Origin of the sequence: Streptococcus sp. oral taxon 071 str. 73H25AP (genome assembly GCF_000146755.1) — a bacterium.
In the GTDB taxonomy this organism is placed as follows: Bacteria; Bacillota; Bacilli; order Lactobacillales; family Streptococcaceae; genus Streptococcus; species Streptococcus oralis_T.
The window spans coordinates 661,183-681,041 of the sequence record NZ_GL397254.1; the positions used below are offsets into that span (position 1 = coordinate 661,183).

General features: G+C 39.4%; 18 protein-coding genes. All 18 read left to right on the forward strand.

Annotated elements, in window-relative coordinates; all coding sequences use genetic code 11:
* Positions 1-4 precede the first annotated feature (4 nt).
* Positions 5-1,051, forward strand: a complete 1,047-nt coding sequence (locus HMPREF9189_RS05535) for a hypothetical protein (protein WP_000749103.1) — start codon at positions 5-7, stop codon at positions 1,049-1,051.
* Positions 1,052-1,280: 229 nt separating this feature from the next.
* On the forward strand, positions 1,281-2,159 hold the full coding sequence (gene truB, locus HMPREF9189_RS05540; protein ID WP_001013286.1) for a tRNA pseudouridine(55) synthase TruB: 879 nt from the start codon (positions 1,281-1,283) through the stop codon (positions 2,157-2,159).
* Positions 2,160-2,325: 166 nt separating this feature from the next.
* On the forward strand, positions 2,326-4,512 hold the full coding sequence (locus HMPREF9189_RS05545) for an AAA family ATPase (protein WP_000116437.1): 2,187 nt from the start codon (positions 2,326-2,328) through the stop codon (positions 4,510-4,512).
* Between the two features lie 125 nt (positions 4,513-4,637).
* The gene (locus HMPREF9189_RS05550) at positions 4,638-5,720 is read left to right on the forward strand and encodes an HNH endonuclease signature motif containing protein (protein WP_000273111.1); all 1,083 of its coding nucleotides are present in this window, start codon (positions 4,638-4,640) and stop codon (positions 5,718-5,720) included.
* A 334-nt stretch (positions 5,721-6,054) separates the two neighbouring features.
* Entirely contained in the window at positions 6,055-6,693 is a 639-nt protein-coding gene (udk, locus tag HMPREF9189_RS05555) for a uridine kinase (RefSeq protein WP_001181363.1), read from the forward strand.
* Between the two features lie 128 nt (positions 6,694-6,821).
* The gene (gene xseA, locus HMPREF9189_RS05560; RefSeq protein WP_000417477.1) at positions 6,822-8,162 is read left to right on the forward strand and encodes an exodeoxyribonuclease VII large subunit; all 1,341 of its coding nucleotides are present in this window, start codon (positions 6,822-6,824) and stop codon (positions 8,160-8,162) included.
* Positions 8,140-8,352 (forward strand): exodeoxyribonuclease VII small subunit, encoded by a 213-nt coding sequence (locus tag HMPREF9189_RS05565; protein ID WP_000043226.1) that lies wholly within the window; start codon positions 8,140-8,142, stop codon positions 8,350-8,352. The genes xseA and HMPREF9189_RS05565 overlap by 23 nt, the downstream gene beginning before the upstream one ends.
* Entirely contained in the window at positions 8,349-9,224 is an 876-nt protein-coding gene (locus HMPREF9189_RS05570; RefSeq protein ID WP_000743793.1) for a polyprenyl synthetase family protein, read from the forward strand. The genes HMPREF9189_RS05565 and HMPREF9189_RS05570 overlap by 4 nt, the downstream gene beginning before the upstream one ends.
* A complete protein-coding gene (locus HMPREF9189_RS05575) occupies positions 9,217-10,032 on the forward strand; it encodes a TlyA family RNA methyltransferase (RefSeq protein WP_001041054.1) in 816 nt (271 codons plus the stop codon). The genes HMPREF9189_RS05570 and HMPREF9189_RS05575 overlap by 8 nt, the downstream gene beginning before the upstream one ends.
* On the forward strand, positions 10,025-10,456 hold the full coding sequence (locus tag HMPREF9189_RS05580; protein WP_001034409.1) for an arginine repressor: 432 nt from the start codon (positions 10,025-10,027) through the stop codon (positions 10,454-10,456). The genes HMPREF9189_RS05575 and HMPREF9189_RS05580 overlap by 8 nt, the downstream gene beginning before the upstream one ends.
* A gap of 6 nt (positions 10,457-10,462) precedes the next feature.
* Entirely contained in the window at positions 10,463-12,130 is a 1,668-nt protein-coding gene (gene recN, locus HMPREF9189_RS05585) for a DNA repair protein RecN (protein ID WP_000923556.1), read from the forward strand.
* A complete protein-coding gene (locus HMPREF9189_RS05590) occupies positions 12,131-12,859 on the forward strand; it encodes a metallophosphoesterase family protein (RefSeq protein ID WP_000133323.1) in 729 nt (242 codons plus the stop codon).
* Between the two features lie 78 nt (positions 12,860-12,937).
* The gene (gene lepA, locus HMPREF9189_RS05595; protein ID WP_001047200.1) at positions 12,938-14,761 is read left to right on the forward strand and encodes a translation elongation factor 4; all 1,824 of its coding nucleotides are present in this window, start codon (positions 12,938-12,940) and stop codon (positions 14,759-14,761) included.
* A 138-nt stretch (positions 14,762-14,899) separates the two neighbouring features.
* Positions 14,900-15,523 carry a hypothetical protein gene (locus tag HMPREF9189_RS05600; protein WP_000734763.1) on the forward strand — a complete coding sequence of 208 codons (624 nt, stop codon included), beginning with the start codon at positions 14,900-14,902 and terminating at the stop codon, positions 15,521-15,523.
* Positions 15,524-15,603: 80 nt separating this feature from the next.
* Entirely contained in the window at positions 15,604-16,452 is an 849-nt protein-coding gene (dprA, locus tag HMPREF9189_RS05605; protein ID WP_000705341.1) for a DNA-processing protein DprA, read from the forward strand.
* Between the two features lie 117 nt (positions 16,453-16,569).
* Positions 16,570-18,657: a type I DNA topoisomerase gene (gene topA / locus HMPREF9189_RS05610; RefSeq protein ID WP_000179669.1), complete on the forward strand. Its 2,088-nt coding sequence runs from the start codon at positions 16,570-16,572 to the stop codon at positions 18,655-18,657.
* Positions 18,658-18,763: 106 nt separating this feature from the next.
* Positions 18,764-19,123: a YbaN family protein gene (locus tag HMPREF9189_RS05615; RefSeq protein ID WP_001220344.1), complete on the forward strand. Its 360-nt coding sequence runs from the start codon at positions 18,764-18,766 to the stop codon at positions 19,121-19,123.
* 93 nt (positions 19,124-19,216) lie between these two features.
* Positions 19,217-19,849 (forward strand): copper homeostasis protein CutC, encoded by a 633-nt coding sequence (locus HMPREF9189_RS05620; protein ID WP_000638773.1) that lies wholly within the window; start codon positions 19,217-19,219, stop codon positions 19,847-19,849.
* Positions 19,850-19,859: the final 10 nt, after the last annotated feature.

The following is a 19,859-nucleotide window of genomic DNA, read 5'->3' on the forward strand; positions in this document are numbered from 1 at the left end:
TCCTATGAAAAAATCTTTGAAATTCTCAGATATTTATATTGCTTATTTAATATTAGTTGTATTTTTTCTTAATCTCCTATATGGTCTTTTAAATATTGAAGGCGTAGGTGATACTGACTCAAGATATAATTTATTATTTGCTATTTTTGGATTGATTCCAACTATATTGGGTTATGGAATTAGTTTTTTGGCTAATCTTCTGGTGGGTATATCTTACGTGCGAAAAACAAAAAATGAATCGAAACGCATCATTGCATTCCTATTGGTTGGAAATATTTTTTTAGCAATTTTTCTGATATTTTTGCTAAGATTTAAAATGATCGTTTCCTTTGACTTTATAAAAGATATTGACCTTTGGAGTTTCATTTTTTCATTATTTCTATTTCCATATTTAGATTGGATTTATCAAAAGGAAGACTACAATCCAAAAATAAGTCGCAAGTTACTTATTCTATTTTTGATTGGTATTTTTTCTCCATTTGTAGGAAGTAGAATTCAAATCCACTTTAGAAATAATGCTAAAGTTCAACAATTAAAAGAGTTTTATTCTTCTATGGGAATGAATTATGATGTCACTCTTAAAACCGTAGAAATAGATAGCAACGTTTCAGATATTAGTATTTTTGATGTATCGGATAATGGGATAACGATTCAAGTAGGTGCTAAGTACATTCATCAAAAATTATCAAAGGTCAGTTTTATCAATGAGAATTATGGTATTAAAGAATTCTTGAAGCTTTCTGTATCAAGCCAAGAAGCACAGACAGTTCTGAATGATTTTAAATCAGTTGTAGAAAGTGCAATACAAAAGAAAGGATATGATTTAGTAGTTATTGATGACAAAGAACAGCCATTAGCTAGCCCTGGTTTTAGAATATCAAGTTCATATAGGTTAACTCCTTTTCTAGTAGAAAAAGCTATTCGAAACCAAAATTCATCAAGTAAAGAAAAACAAGCTTTTAGAGGATATGCGACTCTTTCTGTTAAAGACTTTATGAAGGAGGGAGCTCTTTGCTTGCATTTATCACTTAGTAAAAGAAATCTATTGTAACTAAGAGATATTGATTTTTCAAACCTTCCAGATGGATATTACAACATAAACGCTGAATCCTTTTCGATTGTTAATGGACAGTATAAACAGCTTGAAAAGGATGATAATTTTGAATATATTTTACCAATTAAGTCGGGTAAACCATTTTACTCTGAGGTTCTATATGATATTAATAAAATTGATTTAAACAATGGGGAATAGAAGTGAAAAGGAAATTAGAAAGCAACACATGAACGGTATTATCAACTTAAAAAAAGAAGCGGGGATGACCTCGCATGATGCGGTTTTTAAGCTGCGTAAGATTTTGGGAACCAAAAAGATTGGTCATGGTGGGACCTTGGATCCGGATGTGGTGGGTGTTTTGCCTATCGCAGTTGGCAAGGCGACTCGCATGGTGGAATTTATGCAGGATGAGGGCAAGGTCTACGAGGGGGAGATTACTCTGGGCTATTCAACGACGACAGAGGATGCTAGTGGGGAAGTAGTTACGGAGACTCCTGTTTTGTCGCCCTTGGATGAAAAGCTTGTCGATGAAGCAATTACTAGCCTGACTGGACCGATTATTCAGATTCCTCCCATGTATTCGGCTGTCAAGGTCTATGGGCGTAAGCTCTATGAATATGCGCGTGCTGGTCAGGAAGTGGAGCGTCCAGAACGTCAGGTAACTATTTATAGCTTTGAGCGGACCAGTCCCATCTCTTATGAAAACAATCTTGCACGCTTTACTTTTCGTGTAAAATGCAGTAAGGGAACTTATATCCGTACCTTGTCTGTTGACTTGGGAGAGAAGCTGGGTTATGCGGCTCATATGTCCCATTTGACTCGAACCAGTGCTGCAGGTTTGCAGCTAGAAGATACCTTGACCTTGGAAGAAATTGCTGCAAAAGTGGAGGCTGGTCAGCTGGACTTTCTCCATCCTCTAGAGATTGGAACGGGGGATCTTGTCAAAGTTTTCCTAACTCCAGAACAGGCTACAGAAGTCCGCTTTGGTCGTTTTATTGAGTTAGACCAAACGGACAAAGAATTGGCTGCCTTTGAAGATGATAAATTGCTAGCAATTCTAGAAAAACGGGGCAATCTCTACAAGCCAAGGAAAGTTTTTGGATAGTCATTGCTGTCTTTTTAGTTTATTATTAATAGATTTGGGGAAGTTATTACTAAGTGTTAATATGTATATCGAAGGGGGAAGTAATTGAAAGCGACTACATAAAAAATTAGGATATTGTATTTTTATCTTGATATAATGATAACAGAATGAAAGGAATTTCTTGAAAATGAGTGTAAGCGAAATTATTGAAAGAATTAGAAGTGAGTATTCGGAGATTGACTGGTTAAAAAGCAGAAGCAACTTTTATAAAATTCCTGATCAAGGAATATTTGTTCAGTATAATCTTAAAGATTTAGAAAAAAAATATGAAAGTAGTAAATTTTTAATTATTAATAAATTTGCGAAATCAGCAATCGATTGGATTTATGATTTAGGCAATTATTTTGTTATTACAGAATTGACCGACTCTCCTAAAACAGGGAATATTGAGTTTACAAAAAATAATAAGGCAAGAGAATTTGAAAACTGTATAGGACAAAGTTACTTTACTATTGAACAAGACTTTTTTACATGTCATTTTATAAGAGTTGAAAAGGATGGTGAGGAATACTTAGAGATATTACATGAAATTATTTCCTTAAGTTTTGATGATTTTGTGAAGCAGATGCGCTTAGAACATAATAAGTGGGACGATTATGGATATCAGTTGGTATTTAATCTTAAGATATGGGAACAAACTTTTGAACTACGAGTTAACCCGAATAAGAGTGTTACCTTGGATTATTTAAAAAATGGCGGAGGAGAATATCCTGATGAGGATTTTTGTTCCTTAGGTGAAGTGGCGTACTATGAATTTTTAAAAAAATATCTTTCTTATAAAGATCGTCAAAAATGGTTTACTCGTTCTAGAGACCTTGCTTATAACACAAGTGTATTGGAAAAATTTGCAATAAAGTATTCAAAAAAATCGGATTCACATGGACAAACTTTAGATTTCACTCCACCAAACAGTGAATACCATAGTTTTTTATATAATTCATTTCTAAGAACAACTACCTTAAAAGAAATCAAGGAAGTACTTCACCCACTAACCGTTTTTGGCTATATTGACTCTAGGGAATGTTATTCAGAGGACGAAACATTATCTTCCTCAAGTAAAAATATAAAAGAGGCAGTTGATGATAAGGTAGAATCTATAAACTATAGTTTTAAAGAAGATGGTATAGATAAAGGGAAACTACATTTCATAAAAAATAGAATGTCAGAATTACCAATGAATGTTTTTGCAGTGGTTGGTGGAAATGGTAGTGGAAAATCCTATAAAATCAATCAGATAATAAAGGAACATTTAGAAGGAGACAATAAGTTCTCACAGATACTTCATTTTTCATTAAGCCCATTTGACAATAATATTCATTTTAATAGAGATAGCACAAGTATAGAGGTTGCTGATAAAGAAAAAGATTCCGATGGTGAAATTATCTATGAGAAAGTAGGATTTGTTTCTGTAAAACATCCTCCTATTCCAGAAGTAGTCAAAAAAGCAGAAGCGACAACATTGACTGATGTTAAGGAGTATCTACATGAGAAATCTAGAAAGTATCTTGATTCTGATAATACACTAAAACAAGGATTTGAAGCTGAAATAAGTATTAAAGAAAGTTTTTCCTACTATATACAGAATCTATTATTTGACTTGATTGCTTCTAATAAGAAATTAGCTCAGTGGGAGTCAGCTATAGAGTTCTTTGAATTTGAAACTTGGGTAGAAGATATCAAGGTTGCTTTTTTAGATAGAGATATAATAAAAAAAGATCTAGAAAAAATAGACAAGCTAAGTTCAGGACAAGCAACTATTCTTTTATACATAACGAAGCTTGTTTCAAGTATTAATCAAGGAAGTTTAGTAATTTTTGATGAACCAGAAACATTCATGCATCCACCTATGGTTAAAGCATTCATTAGAGCTGTTTCAGAGATAGTGAACAATAATAAAGCTTTCTGTTTGATTGCTACGCATTCTCCAGTAATCATTCAAGAAATTCCTCATTGTAATGTCTTTAGATTAGATTCTAATCACGGATTAAAAAATACTAATTACAAAACCTATGGTCAGAACTTAGATACTCTATACAAAAATATATATGGGGTTGAATTGCAACAAACAGGATATAATAGTTTCTTTAATAAAAAAAGAGACAATATTATTAAGATAACTAGAAAAGAAGAGCAAGAAATTGGTGAAAGCATAGATTCATTATCACACAGAGATGAGAATGAAATAATTAAGAAACAGATTGAACTATTAGCTTATGAAGATGATAAAAGGTATCTAGGTGATGAAGCTTTTCTGAAGTATCTTGAAGTGAAAGAGGAGTTAGAGAAAGCGGGTGAAGTCTTATCAAAAGAGTAGCTAAAGAATATCCATCTATAGAAGACGTTATAGTTGTATTACCAGATACTGTCGATAAAGATGGGCTTCGTAGTTTTTTAACAGAATTAGATAGAGAATATGAAAGTAAAGCTAGTATAGGTTCATTGTATGAATTAGACGTTGATCTAATTCAGTCACAGTGTGAGATTGATTCAAAATGGTATGGTACGTATGTTCGACCATCCTCAAAAGGTCTATTTCAAAAATTCGCAGTTGTAAAAAATACCTATAATCAAGCAATTTGTCCTATTTGTGAAGGTGTGTTTTCAACTAAAGTAACACTCGAACATATTATGCCTAAGAGTGAGAAAGAGAATGATGATCGAAAACTTGGTGAACCTAGGCTTGCAATTTTACCAATTAATCTAGTCAAATGTTGTGGGGAGTGCAATACCTCTAAACATAGTAAAAGGTCTTTCACAAAGGAAGAAAGTGAAATTAACCCTTACTTTGAAGAGTTTGATATTGAGGATTATATTGAGGTAAACTTTAATGATTCTGATGAGACTTTTCAACCAAATATTAAATTTCACTATCAAGACAATCCTATGGATAAACGTATTCAAAATTTCATTAATAACTATAATATTGAAAAAACATATAATCATAGAATAAGGTTAGAGTTTCAAAAGATTTTGACTATATTAGCAAATAATCCAATAACTTTAACAAAGTCTATTTTAAAGTCATACATAGAATATCTATTTGATACATATAGCAAAAGTAGTGAATTTGAAAAGATTGAATCTAAGTATTGGTTTGATCAAAATTATTTTGGATTTAAAATATGTAAGTATTTAACAGAAATAATAGATAATGATATTTCTGTTATTTATAAATTAAATGAGGAGATAAACAAACGTCGTCAGCCTTCTCAATATATTGCTTTTTCAAATCAAGAATTTCAGAATGAAATGAACGAAGTAGAAACAATGACGGATTTAGAAATGTTTTTTAAAAATAACAAAGAAGACCTCATTGTCTATTACCAACAGATTAAAAAACAAGGGCTTCCTATTGAATTTCCTAAATTATTTCATGAAGATGAAGATAAGTTAAGTAAAAAATGCTTAGAAGATAGGTTAAGAAAAAAACGCTTAATCGAAGAAATCGTAAAATACTATTTAGAAAGTGGAAAAAGTTTTGATCATTTCAGGGAAGATTGTGCTTCTATAATTGTTATTTAAGGTGAAACTCAAAATAGTAGAAGAAAACGAAGTTGAGAATAATAAAAAATTGGAAGAGATGAATCAAAAATAAGTGAAGGAAATAGTAAAGCGTACCTCGGCAATTTAATAAGAAGTAAGAGATATTCTTAGAAAAAATGCATATATGGATTATACAAAATTGGTTATAGATATCAAACCTTATTATTAAAAATTGCAAAGTCTTTTTGTTTCGTTAATCAAAGTAGATAATAAGCTTTCTATTGAAATTTATTAGACGAGTACCCAAAACCATACTATAAATTTTGTAAAAAATGTGATAGAATAGACGACGGATAAATAAACGGAGGATAGCATGCAAAATAGACCAATCATTATCGGAGTGACAGGTGGTTCTGGTGGTGGTAAGACTAGTGTTTCAAAGGCCATTTTATCTCATTTTCTTGATGAGAAGATTGCCATGATTGAGCATGATTCATACTACAAGGACCAATCTCATTTGACCTTTGAAGAGCGTGTCAAAACCAACTACGATCATCCATTTGCCTTTGATACAGACCTGATGATCGAGCAAATTAAGGAATTGTTGGCAGGGCGTCCAGTGGACATTCCGACTTATGACTATACTGAACATACTCGGAGCAACAAAACCTATCGTCAAGAGCCTCAAGATGTCTTTATCGTTGAGGGAATTTTGGTCTTGGAGGACAAGCGTCTGCGCGATTTGATGGATATCAAGATTTTTGTGGATACGGATGATGATGTGCGTATTATTCGTCGGATTAAGCGGGACATGGAAGAGCGTGGCCGTAGTTTGGATAGTGTGATTGATCAATATCTGGGTGTGGTGAAACCCATGTATCACCAGTTCATCGAGCCAACCAAGCGTTATGCGGATATCATTATTCCTGAAGGTGCTAGCAATACAGTCGCTATTGACCTTTTGACAACCAAGATTTCTAAGATTTTGGAAGAAGCTCGTAACAGTAAATAATAAGATGAGGAGGCCTAGCCTCCTTTTTCTATTTTTCCTTTCGTTTCGGTATGCAAAAGGAGATTTTTAAGCATATTTTTGGTATAATAATACCCATGGAAAAGCAAGAAAATGAATAGTAGGTGGAGATGGAAAAGTATTTATCGGTAACAACTTTGACCAAGTATCTGAAAATGAAATTCGATAAAGACCCTTACTTGGAACGGGTCTATTTAACTGGTCAAGTTTCCAACTTTCGTAAACGACCTACTCACCAATATTTCTCCTTAAAAGATGACCATGCAGTTATTCAAGCAACCATCTGGTCAGGGATCTATCAGAAATTAGGTTTCGACCTGGAAGAAGGGATGAAGATCAATGTGATTGGGCGTGTTCAGGTTTATGAACCGAGTGGGAGCTACTCTATCATCATTGAGAAGGCTGAACCTGATGGGGTTGGGGCGCTCGCGATTCAGTTTGAACAACTCAAAAAAAAACTGACAGAAGAAGGTTTATTTCAAGAACGCTTCAAGCAACCTCTTCCCCAGTTTGCTAAGAGAATTGGTGTAGTAACCAGTCGTAGTGGAGCCGTTATTCGAGATATCATCACAACCGTGAGTAGACGGTTCCCAGGTGTCGATATTCTTCTCTATCCGACCAGGGTTCAAGGAGATGGAGCTGCTGAGGAAATAGCACGGAATATTGCTCGTGCCAATCAGCGTGAGGATCTAGACGTCCTCATTATTGGTCGTGGTGGGGGTTCTATCGAGGATCTCTGGGCCTTTAACGAAGAGATTGTGGTACGGGCTATTTTTGAATCCCGCTTGCCAATCATTTCTAGTGTGGGGCATGAGACGGATGTGACCTTGGCAGACTTTGTAGCGGATCGTCGGGCAGCAACGCCAACGGCTGCAGCAGAACTGGCAACACCCGTAACCAAGTTGGATGTATTAGCTCATTTGCAAAATCAGGAAAAACGGATGGCGACAGCTGTACAAAATGTCCTGTCAAGAAAAAAAGAAGCTCTGAAAAAATGCAGTCAGTCTGTTATCTTTAGACAGCCAGAGCGCTTGTATGACGGCTATTTGCAACGCTTGGACCAGCTGCAACTGCGCTTAAAACAAAGTTTGCGAACACGGATTTCTGATAGCAACCAGCTAGTCCAAGCAAGGACGCATCAACTAGTCCAATTATCACCTGTTACCAAAATCCAACGCTATCAGGACCGGTTAGGTCAGTTGGACAAGCTCCTCCGTAGCCAAATGGCTCTGGTTTATGATGCCAAGGTTGCGGAAGTCAAGCGACTTTCAGAAGCCTTGTTGATGTTGGATACTAGCCGAATTGTCGCGCGTGGCTATGCTATTCTCAAAAAAGAAGAGACGGTTGTGGATTCGGTTGAGAAGTTGAAGAAAAAAGACCAAGTTACGCTTTTGATGCGAGATGGTCAGGTAGAATTAGAGGTTAAAGATGTCAAAACAAAAGAAATTTGAGGAAAATCTAGCAGAACTGGAGACCATTGTCCAAAGTTTGGAAAATGGTGAAATAGCTCTGGAAGATGCAATTGCGGCCTTTCAAAAGGGAATGGTCTTGTCAAAAGAACTCCAAGCGACGCTGGACAAGGCTGAAAAGACCTTGGTCAAGGTCATGCAAGAAGACGGAACAGAAAGTGATTTTGAATGAAGAAGCAAGAAAAATTAGCTCTTGTCGAGTCGGCTTTGGAAGATTTTTATGGAGACCAGCAGTTTGCTTCTAGTTTACGAGAAGCTGTTCTCTATTCCATTCATGCTGGTGGCAAGCGTATTCGGCCTTTTCTCTTGTTAGAAGTTCTGGAATCCCTGCAAGTTGTTATTAGACCAGCGTATGCTCAAGTGGCAGCGGCCTTGGAAATGATTCATACAGGAAGCTTGATTCACGATGACCTTCCAGCTATGGATGACGACGATTATCGTCGGGGACGCTTGACCAATCATAAGAAATTTGGCGAGGCAATGGCCATTTTAGCTGGAGATGCTTTGTTCCTAGATCCTTACGCCTTGATAGCGCAGGCAGATTTGCCAAATCAGATCAAGGTGGACTTGATTGTCAACTTATCCCTTGCTTCAGGAAGTCTGGGAATGGTTGCAGGGCAGGTTTTAGATATGGAAGGTGAACACCAACATTTGTCTTTGGAAGAACTTCAGACCATTCATGCTAATAAAACAGGTAAGTTACTTGCCTATCCTTTCCAAGCAGCTGCTATCATAGCTGAATTAGCACCAGAAATCCAAGCAAAATTGAAAACGGTTGGTGAATTGATTGGGCTGGCCTTTCAAGTTCGAGATGATGTGCTGGATGTGACAGCTAGTTTTGAGGAAATCGGGAAGACTCCACAAAAGGATTTGCAGGCAGAAAAGTCAACCTACCCAGCCTTGTTGGGCTTGGAGGAGGCTATTGCCTTTTGTAACCAAACTCTTGATCAAGCCGAGGCTAAATTAGAAGAAATTGCCCAAGAAGTCAGCTTTGAAACGGAGCCGATTGTGAAAGTAGTAGAAAGTTTGAGAATCAATGGCTAAGGAAAGAGTGGATGTACTAGCTTATAAACAGGGCTTGTTTGAAACACGCGAACAAGCCAAGCGTGGCGTCATGGCAGGTCTGGTTGTGGCAGTCCTCAATGGGGAGCGTTTTGACAAACCAGGAGAGAAAATCCCAGATGACACTGAGCTAAAACTCAAAGGTGAAAAACTCAAGTATGTCAGCCGTGGTGGTTTAAAATTAGAAAAAGCCTTGCAGGCCTTTGATTTGTCAGTGGAGGGAGCAACCACGATTGATATTGGTGCTTCTACCGGAGGCTTTACCGATGTCATGCTGCAAAATGGTGCTGAGTTAGTCTTTGCAGTCGATGTTGGCACCAATCAGTTGGCTTGGAAATTACGCCAAGACCCACGGGTTGTCAGCATGGAGCAGTTTAATTTTCGTTATGCTGAAAAGACTGATTTCGAAAAGGAGCCGAGCTTTGCCAGTATTGATGTGAGTTTCATTTCCCTCAGTCTGATTTTACCCGCCTTGCACCGTGTCTTAGCAGATCAAGGGCAGGTGGTAGCACTTGTCAAACCTCAGTTTGAAGCAGGTCGTGAGCAAATCGGGAAAAATGGAATCATTCGCGATGCCAAGGTTCATCAAACTGTCCTTGAATCTGTCACTGCTATGGCAGTTGAACAAGGTTTTTCAGTGCTTGGATTAGACTATTCACCAATCCAAGGAGGACATGGAAACATCGAATTTTTGGCATATTTAAAAAAGGAAGAGGGAGCAAGCAATCAAGTTGCCCCCGAAATAGAAAAAGTTGTAGAGAGAGCACATAGAGAATTTAAAGATGAATAAAAAAGAGAGACTTGAAAAAATTAGAAGATTTGTTACGGATTATCAGATTGGGACTCAGGAAGAAATTGTTGAGTACTTGAGGGAAGCAGGTATTTCTGCTACTCAAGCCACTGTCTCAAGGGACATCAAGGAGCTTGGGATTGTTAAAATTCCTTTGAAAAACAACACTTATATCTATGAATTGCCAAAATCAATTGTTAAGAGTTTGCAGTTGGCTGAGGACAATATTGTGAGTTCTGAGTTAATGGGAAATATGATCAACCTTTCTGTCATTCCTGGAAATACTATTTTTGTGAAGAGTCAGTTGGTTGAGGCATTCTCTGAACAGATTTTTAGCTGTCTAGCTGATGATGATTCTATCTTAATTGTAGCTAGAACAGCAGAGGCGGCTGAAGAAATTGTTGAACAAGTCAAAAAATGGTAGGTCAGTATGTTACTTGAAATTTCGATAAAAAACTTTGCCATTATTGAGGCGATTTCCCTCAATTTTGAAAAGGGTATGACTGTTTTAACCGGGGAAACGGGTGCTGGAAAGTCTATTATTATCGACGCTATGAATCTCATGTTGGGGGCTCGTGCAACGACAGACGTTATTCGTCACGGTGCGCCAAAGGCAGAGATTGAAGGACTTTTTTCGGTTGAAAATAGTCGCCTTTTACAGGAACTTTTTGAAGAGCAAGGTTTGGAAATGGGTGATGAGATTATCATCCGCCGGGAAATTTTGCAAAATGGTCGTAGTGTTAGTCGCGTGAATGGTCAGATGGTCAATCTTTCTGTCTTGCGTGCCATTGGGCAACACCTTGTGGATATCCATGGTCAGCATGACCAAGAGGAGTTAATGCGTCCTCAACTGCACATTCAGATGTTGGATGAGTTTGGTGATGCTACTTTCTTGGACTTGAAGGAGACCTATCAGACGAGCTTTGATGCCTATCGCAAAATGCGCAAGCAGGTTCTGGAAGTCAAGAAAAACCAGCAGGAACACAAGGCACGTATCGAAATGTTGGAATTTCAAATGGCAGAGATTGAGGCGGCTAATTTGCAGGCTGGAGAAGACTTGGCTCTCAACCAAGAACGAGATAAACTCCTCAATCATAAAAATATTGCGGATACGCTAACCAATGCCTACACTATGTTGGACAATGAGGAATTCTCCAGTCTTGCTAATGTCCGTTCAGCCATGAATGACATGGAAAGTGTTGAAGAATATGATCCTGAATACCGTGAAATTTCAAGTTCTCTGTCTGAGACCTACTATGTTTTAGAAGATATTACAAAGCGTTTGGAAGATATTATTGAGGACTTGGATTTTGATGGCAATCGCCTCATGCAGGTCGAAAATCGTTTAGACCTTCTGAATACTATTACCCGCAAGTATGGTGGGACTGTAGACGATGTCTTGCTTTATTTTGCTAAGATTACAGATGAGTATAATCTCTTGACGGGTAATAATCTTTCTTCCGAAGACATGGAAGCAGAGCTCAAGAAATTGGAAATTAATCTTGTTGGTTTGGCAGGTCAGCTTGCATCTGCTCGCCATGACTTGGCCCAGCAGCTTGAAGCAGAGATTAAACAAGAACTGCAAGACCTCTATATGGAGAAGGCGCAGTTCCAGGTTCGTTTTAGCAAGGGTAAATTTAGTCGTGAGGGGAATGAAACGGTCGAGTTTTTCATTTCTACCAACCCAGGTGAAGACTTTAAACCTTTGGTCAAGGTGGCGTCTGGAGGAGAACTGTCTCGCCTCATGCTAGCTATTAAATCCGCCTTTTCTCGTAAAGAAGGCAAGACTAGTATTGTCTTTGATGAGGTGGATACGGGAGTTTCAGGTCGTGTGGCCCAAGCCATTGCTCAAAAGATTCATAAGATTGGTCAGCATGGTCAGGTTCTTGCTATTTCTCACCTTCCACAAGTGATTGCCATCGCGGACTATCAATTCTTTATTGAGAAGATTAGTGATGAGCAATCAACGGTGTCGACGGTTCGCCTTTTGACTTTAGAAGAGCGAGTAGAGGAAGTCGCTAAGATGTTGGCAGGAGAGAATGTAACCCAAGCAGCCCTTACCCAAGCGAGAGAATTATTGCAAACGAGGGAGAAATAAATGACAGACTATTATGTAATTGGAGATGTCCATGGAAAAGCGGGTATGCTGGAAGACCTTCTCAAAACATGGGATGGTCACACCCAGTTGCTTTTTCTAGGGGATTTGATTGACCGAGGTGAAGATAGTCGCCGTGTTCTAGAAATGGTCAAGGACTTGGTGGACAATCAAGGGGCTATCTGTCTATCAGGAAACCACGAGTATATGTTTTTGACTTGGTTGGACAATCCTGAAGAAAGCTATGACCACTATCGTCGCAATGGTGGTGATACAACCATTAACTCAATCCTAGGTCGTCCCTTGGATGCACCTGTGGATGCTGTTGAAGACGCTAAACGCGTCGAGACGGAAGCAACCGATTTAGTCGATTTTATTCGTCAAATGCCTTTTGTTGTTGAGACAGACAAGTATATCTTTGTTCATGCTGGTATTGATTTGACCTTGGATGATTGGCATGAAACCACAGATTACAAGAAAGTCTGGCTCAGAAAACCATTCCACGAAGCGGCCAATCATACTGGGAAAACTATTGTCTTTGGGCATACACCGGTTTATGGTTTGCTCAAGCAAGACCGAGGTACAGCTGAGCTTTGGATAACAGATGATGGCAAGATTGGTATGGATGGAGGAGCTGTCTATGGTGGTGTCCTTCATGGAATCGTCTTTACTGACCAAGGAATGACAGAACACCACTTTATTGAAAATGATGGCTTTATTGCCGAAGATTAGTACTCCTAGCAGGGTATGGTCTTGTCAAAATGTTAAAAACAATTTATAATTAATAGATACCCTGAAAGGAAGAGCAGCATGAACTTAGAAGAATTAAAGAAACGACAGGAGAAGATTAGAAACTTCTCTATTATCGCCCATATTGACCATGGGAAGTCAACGCTTGCAGACCGAATTTTGGAAAAGACAGAGACGGTTTCAAGCCGTGAAATGCAGGCCCAGCTTCTGGATAGCATGGATCTAGAACGGGAACGTGGGATTACCATTAAACTCAATGCTATCGAGCTCAATTACACTGCAAAAGATGGCGAGACCTATATTTTCCACTTGATTGACACGCCAGGGCACGTGGACTTTACCTATGAAGTGTCGCGTTCGCTAGCTGCCTGTGAAGGAGCGATCTTGGTGGTTGATGCGGCCCAAGGGATTGAGGCTCAAACACTTGCCAACGTTTATCTAGCATTGGATAATGATTTGGAAATTCTGCCCGTCATTAACAAGATTGACCTACCAGCAGCTGATCCAGAGCGTGTTCGTACAGAGATTGAGGATGTCATTGGACTGGATGCCAGCGAAGCGGTCTTAGCTTCTGCTAAGGCTGGTATTGGGATCGAAGAAATTCTCGAACAAATCGTAGAAAAAGTGCCAGCGCCAACGGGTGATGTGACGGCGCCACTCAAAGCCTTAATTTTTGACTCAGTTTATGATGCCTATCGTGGGGTTATCCTCCAAGTTCGTGTCATGGACGGAGTTGTCAAACCTGGCGATAAGATTCAACTCATGAGCAATGGCAAGACCTTTGATGTGACGGAAGTTGGTATTTTCACGCCGAAAGCAGTAGGGCGTGATTTCCTAGCGACAGGTGACGTTGGTTATATTGCGGCTTCTATCAAGACAGTTCAAGACACTCGTGTGGGTGATACAGTTACCTTGGCAACCAATCCTGCGGCAGAGCCATTACATGGCTACAAGCAGATGAATCCTATGGTCTTTGCAGGACTTTACCCAATCGAGTCAAATAAATACAATGACCTTCGTGAAGCCCTAGAAAAATTGCAGCTCAACGATGCCAGCTTGCAGTTTGAACCAGAAACATCGCAGGCGCTGGGATTTGGTTTCCGTTGTGGATTCCTTGGACTTCTCCATATGGATGTTATCCAAGAGCGTTTGGAGCGTGAGTTCAATATTGACCTCATCATGACAGCTCCGTCTGTTATCTATAAGGTTAACCAAACTGACGGTGAGTCTATGGATGTCTCTAACCCATCAGAGTTTCCAGATCCAACCAAGATTGCGACTATTGAAGAACCGTATGTTAAGGCGCAAATCATGGTACCACAGGAGTTTGTTGGGGCAGTAATGGAATTGGCTCAACGCAAACGTGGGGACTTTGTGACCATGGACTATATTGATGACAATCGTGTCAATGTTATCTACCAAATCCCACTTGCTGAAATCGTCTTTGACTTCTTTGATAAGCTTAAGTCTTCGACGCGTGGTTATGCAAGCTTTGACTATGAATTGTCAGAGTACCGTCCATCTAAGCTGGTGAAAATGGATATCCTTCTCAATGGTGATAAGGTGGATGCACTCAGCTTTATCGTTCACAAGGATTTTGCCTACGAACGTGGGAAACTCATCGTTGATAAGCTCAAAAAAATCATCCCTCGTCAACAATTTGAGGTTCCAATTCAAGCAGCAATTGGGCACAAGATTGTGGCCCGTACTGATATCAAGGCCCTTCGTAAGAACGTACTTGCCAAGTGTTACGGTGGTGACGTTTCTCGTAAACGCAAACTCCTTGAAAAACAAAAGGCAGGTAAGAAACGGATGAAAGCTATCGGATCAGTAGAAGTCCCACAAGAAGCCTTCCTTAGCGTCTTAAGCATGGATGAAGAATAGAAATAAAACTCTTGAAGATTATTCAAGAGTTTTTACTTTAAATGAGAGCGAGTAAAATCATCAACTGACAAAATAGATCAGGTTAGAATTTGACAGAAGTTCTTATTTTTCTTATAATGCAGATGGAAAGGTGGTAGGATGAAAAAATTATTAATTTTAGGAACTGTTGTTACTGCTAGTGTTTTTCTAGCTTCATGCTCTAATAAATCGCAAACAGCAACCGAAGAAAGTTCGACTGCGGCTGTTAGTTCTTCTAGCAGTCAGGAAACGAGTAGCTCTAGCTCTACTGTTTCCGAAGCGAAAAAGGAAGAGACGCAAATCATCGGCTCGAATGAATATGGTTTTGTCAAGGTACCCAAATCATGGGTTCGATTTCATGAAGTAGAAGGTGGAAATGATATACAGTATTGCGATGGAACAGATATCAACATTGTTACGCTAAATACCTTTAAGGCTGAGCAGTTTAATATCAGCGAAGAAGAGTATGCTAAACTGGATGTTGTGACTGTCTCATCTAGTATTTTAACTTCCAAAGAACAAAGCTCTGATTTCAGTAAGGTTTGGGGCTCCAAATCGACCATTGGAGGTTATGAAGCCTATGTTGTCAATGCAATTGCTAAGTCAGGGAAATACCTCGTTACCTGGTTTTTCCGATCAAATGATGGTAAAATCCGCTATGTTTCACTTGAAGGGGATGGGGAAACTTTAAAAACAATCTTACCGATGGTTGAAAGTAGCTGGTCAACTACTAAATCTGAATAAATGAAAAAAAGAAGATCCTTGGTCTTCTTTTTATTTTTTTACGAATAGATAGATGAGTAGAAAAAGAAATGGAGTTGTATATGAAGATCACAAACTATGAGATTTACAAATTGAGAAAAGCTGGGCTGACAAATCAACAAATTTTAACTGTTCTTGAATACGATGAGACTGTAGATCAGGAGCTCTTGCTAGGTGATATTGCAGAACTATCGGGGTGTCGTAATCCTGCTGTCTTTATGGAACGCTATTTCCAGATAGATGATGCACAGTTGGAGAAGGAGTTCCAAAAATTTCCATCCTTCTCGATTCTTGATGACTGTTATCCTTGGGATTTGAGTGAGATTTATGATGCTCCAGCACTCTTGTTTTATAAAGGGAATCTAGACTTGCTGAAGTTTCCAAAGGTTGCTGTTGTAGGGAGTCGTTCATGTTCTAGTCAAGGAGCAAAGTCTGTTCAGAGGGTCATTCAAGGTTTGGAAAACGAGTTAATCGTGGTCAGTGGTTTAGCCAAAGGGATTGATACGGCTGCTCATATGGCTGCACTCCAAAATGGTGGAAAAACCATTGCAGTGATTGGAACAGGTTTGGATGTGTTTTATCCTAAAGCCAATAAACGTTTGCAAGACTACATTGGCAATGACCATCTGGTTCTCAGTGAATATGGACCTGGCGAGCAACCTCTGAAATTTCATTTTCCAGCTCGAAATCGTATCATAGCAGGACTGTGTCGTGGGGTTATTGTAGCAGAGGCAAGGATGCGTTCGGGCAGTCTCATCACCTGTGAGCGTGCTATGGAGGAAGGGCGCGATGTCTTTGCCATTCCAGGGAACATTTTAGATGGCCATTCAGATGGCTGTCACCACCTGATCCAAGAGGGAGCAAAACTGGTCACCAGCGGTCAAGATGTGCTGGCTGAGTTTGAATTTTAAGGAAAAATTGTTCATTCAGATAAACTTTTCTTCTATACTATAGGAGTTAAGTCTTGACAGCTATAGAAAAATGGTTTACACTTTATAAAGTTTATTACTTTGAAAAGGTGTGATAGTGTGGCTACGGCAACAAAGAAGAAAAAATCAACAGTTAAGAAAAATCTAGTTATCGTGGAGTCGCCTGCCAAGGCGAAAACGATTGAGAAATATTTAGGCAGAAACTACAAGGTTCTAGCCAGTGTCGGGCATATCCGTGATTTGAAGAAATCCAGTATGTCAGTCGATATTGAAAATAACTATGAACCGCAGTATATCAATATTCGTGGAAAAGGTCCTCTCATCAATGATCTGAAAAAAGAAGCCAAAAAAGCTAACAAAGTCTTTCTGGCAAGTGACCCGGACCGTGAAGGAGAAGCAATTTCCTGGCATTTGGCTCACATTCTCAACTTGGACGAGAATGATGCCAACCGTGTGGTCTTCAATGAAATCACCAAAGACGCAGTAAAAAATGCCTTTAAAGAACCGCGTAAGATTGATATGGACTTGGTCGACGCCCAACAAGCTCGTCGAGTCTTAGACCGCTTGGTAGGGTATTCGATTTCGCCAATTTTGTGGAAAAAGGTCAAGAAGGGCTTATCAGCAGGGCGCGTGCAGTCGGTTGCCCTTAAGCTCATCATTGACCGTGAAAATGAAATCAATGCCTTCCAACCAGAAGAATACTGGACAATTGATGGTGTCTTTAAGAAGGGAACCAAGCAATTTCAGGCTTCATTCTATGGCATGAATGGCAAAAAGATGAAATTGACCACCAACGAAGAAGTCAAAGAAGTCTTGTCCCATTTGACTAGTAAAGATTTCACAGTAGACCAGGTAGATAAGAAAGAACGCAAACGCAATGCGCCCCTACCGTATACGACTTCAACCATGCAAATGGATGCAGCTAACAAAATCAATTTCCGTACTCGAAAGACTATGATGGTAGCCCAACAGCTCTATGAAGGGATCAATATCGGATCAGGCGTGCAAGGTTTGATTACCTATATGCGTACAGACTCGACTCGTATCAGTCCTGTGGCTCAGAACGAAGCGGCAAGCTACATTAACGACCGTTTTGGTAGCAAGTATTCCAAGCATGGTAGTAGGGTCAAGAATGCCTCAGGTGCTCAGGATGCTCACGAAGCCATTCGTCCATCTAGTGTCTTTAACACACCTGAAAGCATCGCTAAGTACTTGGACAAAGACCAGCTCAAACTTTATACCCTTATCTGGAACCGTTTTGTGGCTAGCCAGATGACGGGAGCTATCTTTGATACCATGGCTGTTAAGCTTTCTCAAAATGGCGTTCAGTTTGCGGCAAATGGTAGTCAGGTTAAGTTTGATGGGTATCTTGCTATTTACAATGACTCTGACAAGAACAAGATGTTGCCAGATATGGCAGTAGGAGATGTGGTCAAACAGGTCAATAGCAAGCCAGAGCAACATTTCACTCAACCACCTGCTCGCTATTCGGAAGCGACACTAATCAAGACTTTGGAGGAAAATGGGGTTGGACGTCCGTCAACCTACGCTCCGACCATTGAAACCATTCAGAAACGTTACTACGTTCGTCTGGCAGCTAAACGCTTTGAACCGACAGAACTAGGAGAAATTGTTAATAAACTCATCGTTGAATATTTCCCAGATATCGTAAACGTGACCTTTACAGCTGAAATGGAAGGCAAACTGGATGATGTCGAAGTTGGAAAAGAGCAGTGGCAACGTGTTATAGACGCCTTTTACAAACCATTCTCTAAAGAAGTGGCCAAGGCTGAAGCTGAAATGGAAAAAATCCAGATCAAGGATGAGCCAGCTGGATTTGACTGTGAAGTTTGTGGCAGTCCGATGGTGATTAAGCTAGGACGTTTTGGTAAATTCTATGCTTGCAGCAACTTCCCAGACTGTCGTCACACTCAGGCAATTGTCAAAGAGATTGGTGTCGAGTGTCCAAGCTGTCATCAAGGACAAATCATCGAACGCAAAACCAAGCGCAATCGTATCTTCTATGGTTGCAATCGTTACCCAGAATGTGAATTTACTTCTTGGGACAAACCAATTGGCCGTGACTGTCCAAAATGCGGACACTTCCTTGTGGAGAAAAAAGTCCGTGGTGGTGGCAAGCAGGTTGTATGTAGTAATGGCGACTTCGAAGAGGAAAAGATCAAATAAAATGTAGAGTCCTGAAAATGAATTTCAGGCTCTTTTTGGTTGGAGCTTGACAAATTTCCCCCTTGTGTGCGAAACTAGAGGAAGAGTAATTTATCTAGGAGAAGTTATGCGCATTATTTATTTCTGTATTGGTTTTATTTCTTTGGCTCTAGCTCTTGTAGGTGTTGTCCTGCCGCTCTTACCAACAACTCCCTTTCTTTTGCTGTCTATCGCTTGCTTTTCAAAATCTTCTAAGCGTTTTGAAGACTGGCTTTATCATACCAAGCTCTATCAGACCTATGTAGCTGATTTTCGGGAAACCAAGTCAATCGCGCGAGAACGCAAGAAAAAAATCATCGTATCTATCTATATCTTGATGGGAATTTCTATTTATTTTGCCCCTCTTTTGCCTGTTAAAATCGGTTTGGGAGCCCTGACCATCTTTATCACCTACTATCTCTTTAAAGTCATTCCTGACAAAGAATAGATAAAAATAGTAGTTATTTGCCTTGATAAAAATGAAAGCATATTTAAAATAATATGATATAATAAATTCAAAGAAAACATCGAGGAGAATCAAATGATTTACGAATTTTGTGCTGAAAATGTGACCTTACTTGAAAAAGCGATGCAGGCTGGAGCTCGTCGAATCGAACTTTGTGATAATCTAGCAGTTGGTGGGACAACACCAAGCTATGGAGTGACTAAGGCAGCTGTTGAACTGGCAGCTAACTATGATAGCACCATTATGACCATGATTCGTCCCCGTGGTGGCGACTTTGTCTATACTGATCTTGAAATAGCAATTATGCTGGAAGACATTCGTTTGACTGCTCAGGCTGGAAGTCAAGGAGTAGTTTTTGGGGCATTGACTGCCGATAAGAAGTTGGATAAGGCTAATCTTGAGAAGCTGATTGCCGCATCTAAAGGGATGGAAATTGTCTTTCACATGGCCTTTGATGAATTGAGTGATGAAGAGCAATTGGAGGCTATTGACTGGCTAAGCCAAACTGGTGTTACTCGTATCTTAACTCGCGCTGGTGTGTCTGGGGACTCACTAGAGAAACGTTTTGCTCACTACCACAGAATTTTGGAACATGCAGCTGGTAAAATTGAAATTCTACCAGGTGGGGGGATTGACCTTGACAACCGTCAAACCTTTATCGACCAGCTGGGCGTGACACAATTGCATGGAACTAAGGTTGTCTTTTAAAAAATAGAAA

Bases quoted from the DNA above. Each gene is read 5' to 3' on its own strand.
- HMPREF9189_RS05535 (WP_000749103.1), top strand. From the start codon at position 5: ATGAAAAAATCTTTGAAATTCTCAGATATTTATATTGCTTATTTAATA.
- truB (WP_001013286.1), top strand. From the start codon at position 1,281: ATGAACGGTATTATCAACTTAAAAAAAGAAGCGGGGATGACCTCGCAT.
- HMPREF9189_RS05545 (WP_000116437.1), top strand. From the start codon at position 2,326: ATGAGTGTAAGCGAAATTATTGAAAGAATTAGAAGTGAGTATTCGGAG.
- udk (WP_001181363.1), top strand. From the start codon at position 6,055: ATGCAAAATAGACCAATCATTATCGGAGTGACAGGTGGTTCTGGTGGT.
- xseA (WP_000417477.1), top strand. From the start codon at position 6,822: ATGGAAAAGTATTTATCGGTAACAACTTTGACCAAGTATCTGAAAATG.
- HMPREF9189_RS05565 (WP_000043226.1), top strand. From the start codon at position 8,140: ATGTCAAAACAAAAGAAATTTGAGGAAAATCTAGCAGAACTGGAGACC.
- HMPREF9189_RS05570 (WP_000743793.1), top strand. From the start codon at position 8,349: ATGAAGAAGCAAGAAAAATTAGCTCTTGTCGAGTCGGCTTTGGAAGAT.
- HMPREF9189_RS05575 (WP_001041054.1), top strand. From the start codon at position 9,217: ATGGCTAAGGAAAGAGTGGATGTACTAGCTTATAAACAGGGCTTGTTT.
- HMPREF9189_RS05580 (WP_001034409.1), top strand. From the start codon at position 10,025: ATGAATAAAAAAGAGAGACTTGAAAAAATTAGAAGATTTGTTACGGAT.
- recN (WP_000923556.1), top strand. From the start codon at position 10,463: ATGTTACTTGAAATTTCGATAAAAAACTTTGCCATTATTGAGGCGATT.
- HMPREF9189_RS05590 (WP_000133323.1), top strand. From the start codon at position 12,131: ATGACAGACTATTATGTAATTGGAGATGTCCATGGAAAAGCGGGTATG.
- lepA (WP_001047200.1), top strand. From the start codon at position 12,938: ATGAACTTAGAAGAATTAAAGAAACGACAGGAGAAGATTAGAAACTTC.
- HMPREF9189_RS05600 (WP_000734763.1), top strand. From the start codon at position 14,900: ATGAAAAAATTATTAATTTTAGGAACTGTTGTTACTGCTAGTGTTTTT.
- dprA (WP_000705341.1), top strand. From the start codon at position 15,604: ATGAAGATCACAAACTATGAGATTTACAAATTGAGAAAAGCTGGGCTG.
- HMPREF9189_RS05615 (WP_001220344.1), top strand. From the start codon at position 18,764: ATGCGCATTATTTATTTCTGTATTGGTTTTATTTCTTTGGCTCTAGCT.
- HMPREF9189_RS05620 (WP_000638773.1), top strand. From the start codon at position 19,217: ATGATTTACGAATTTTGTGCTGAAAATGTGACCTTACTTGAAAAAGCG.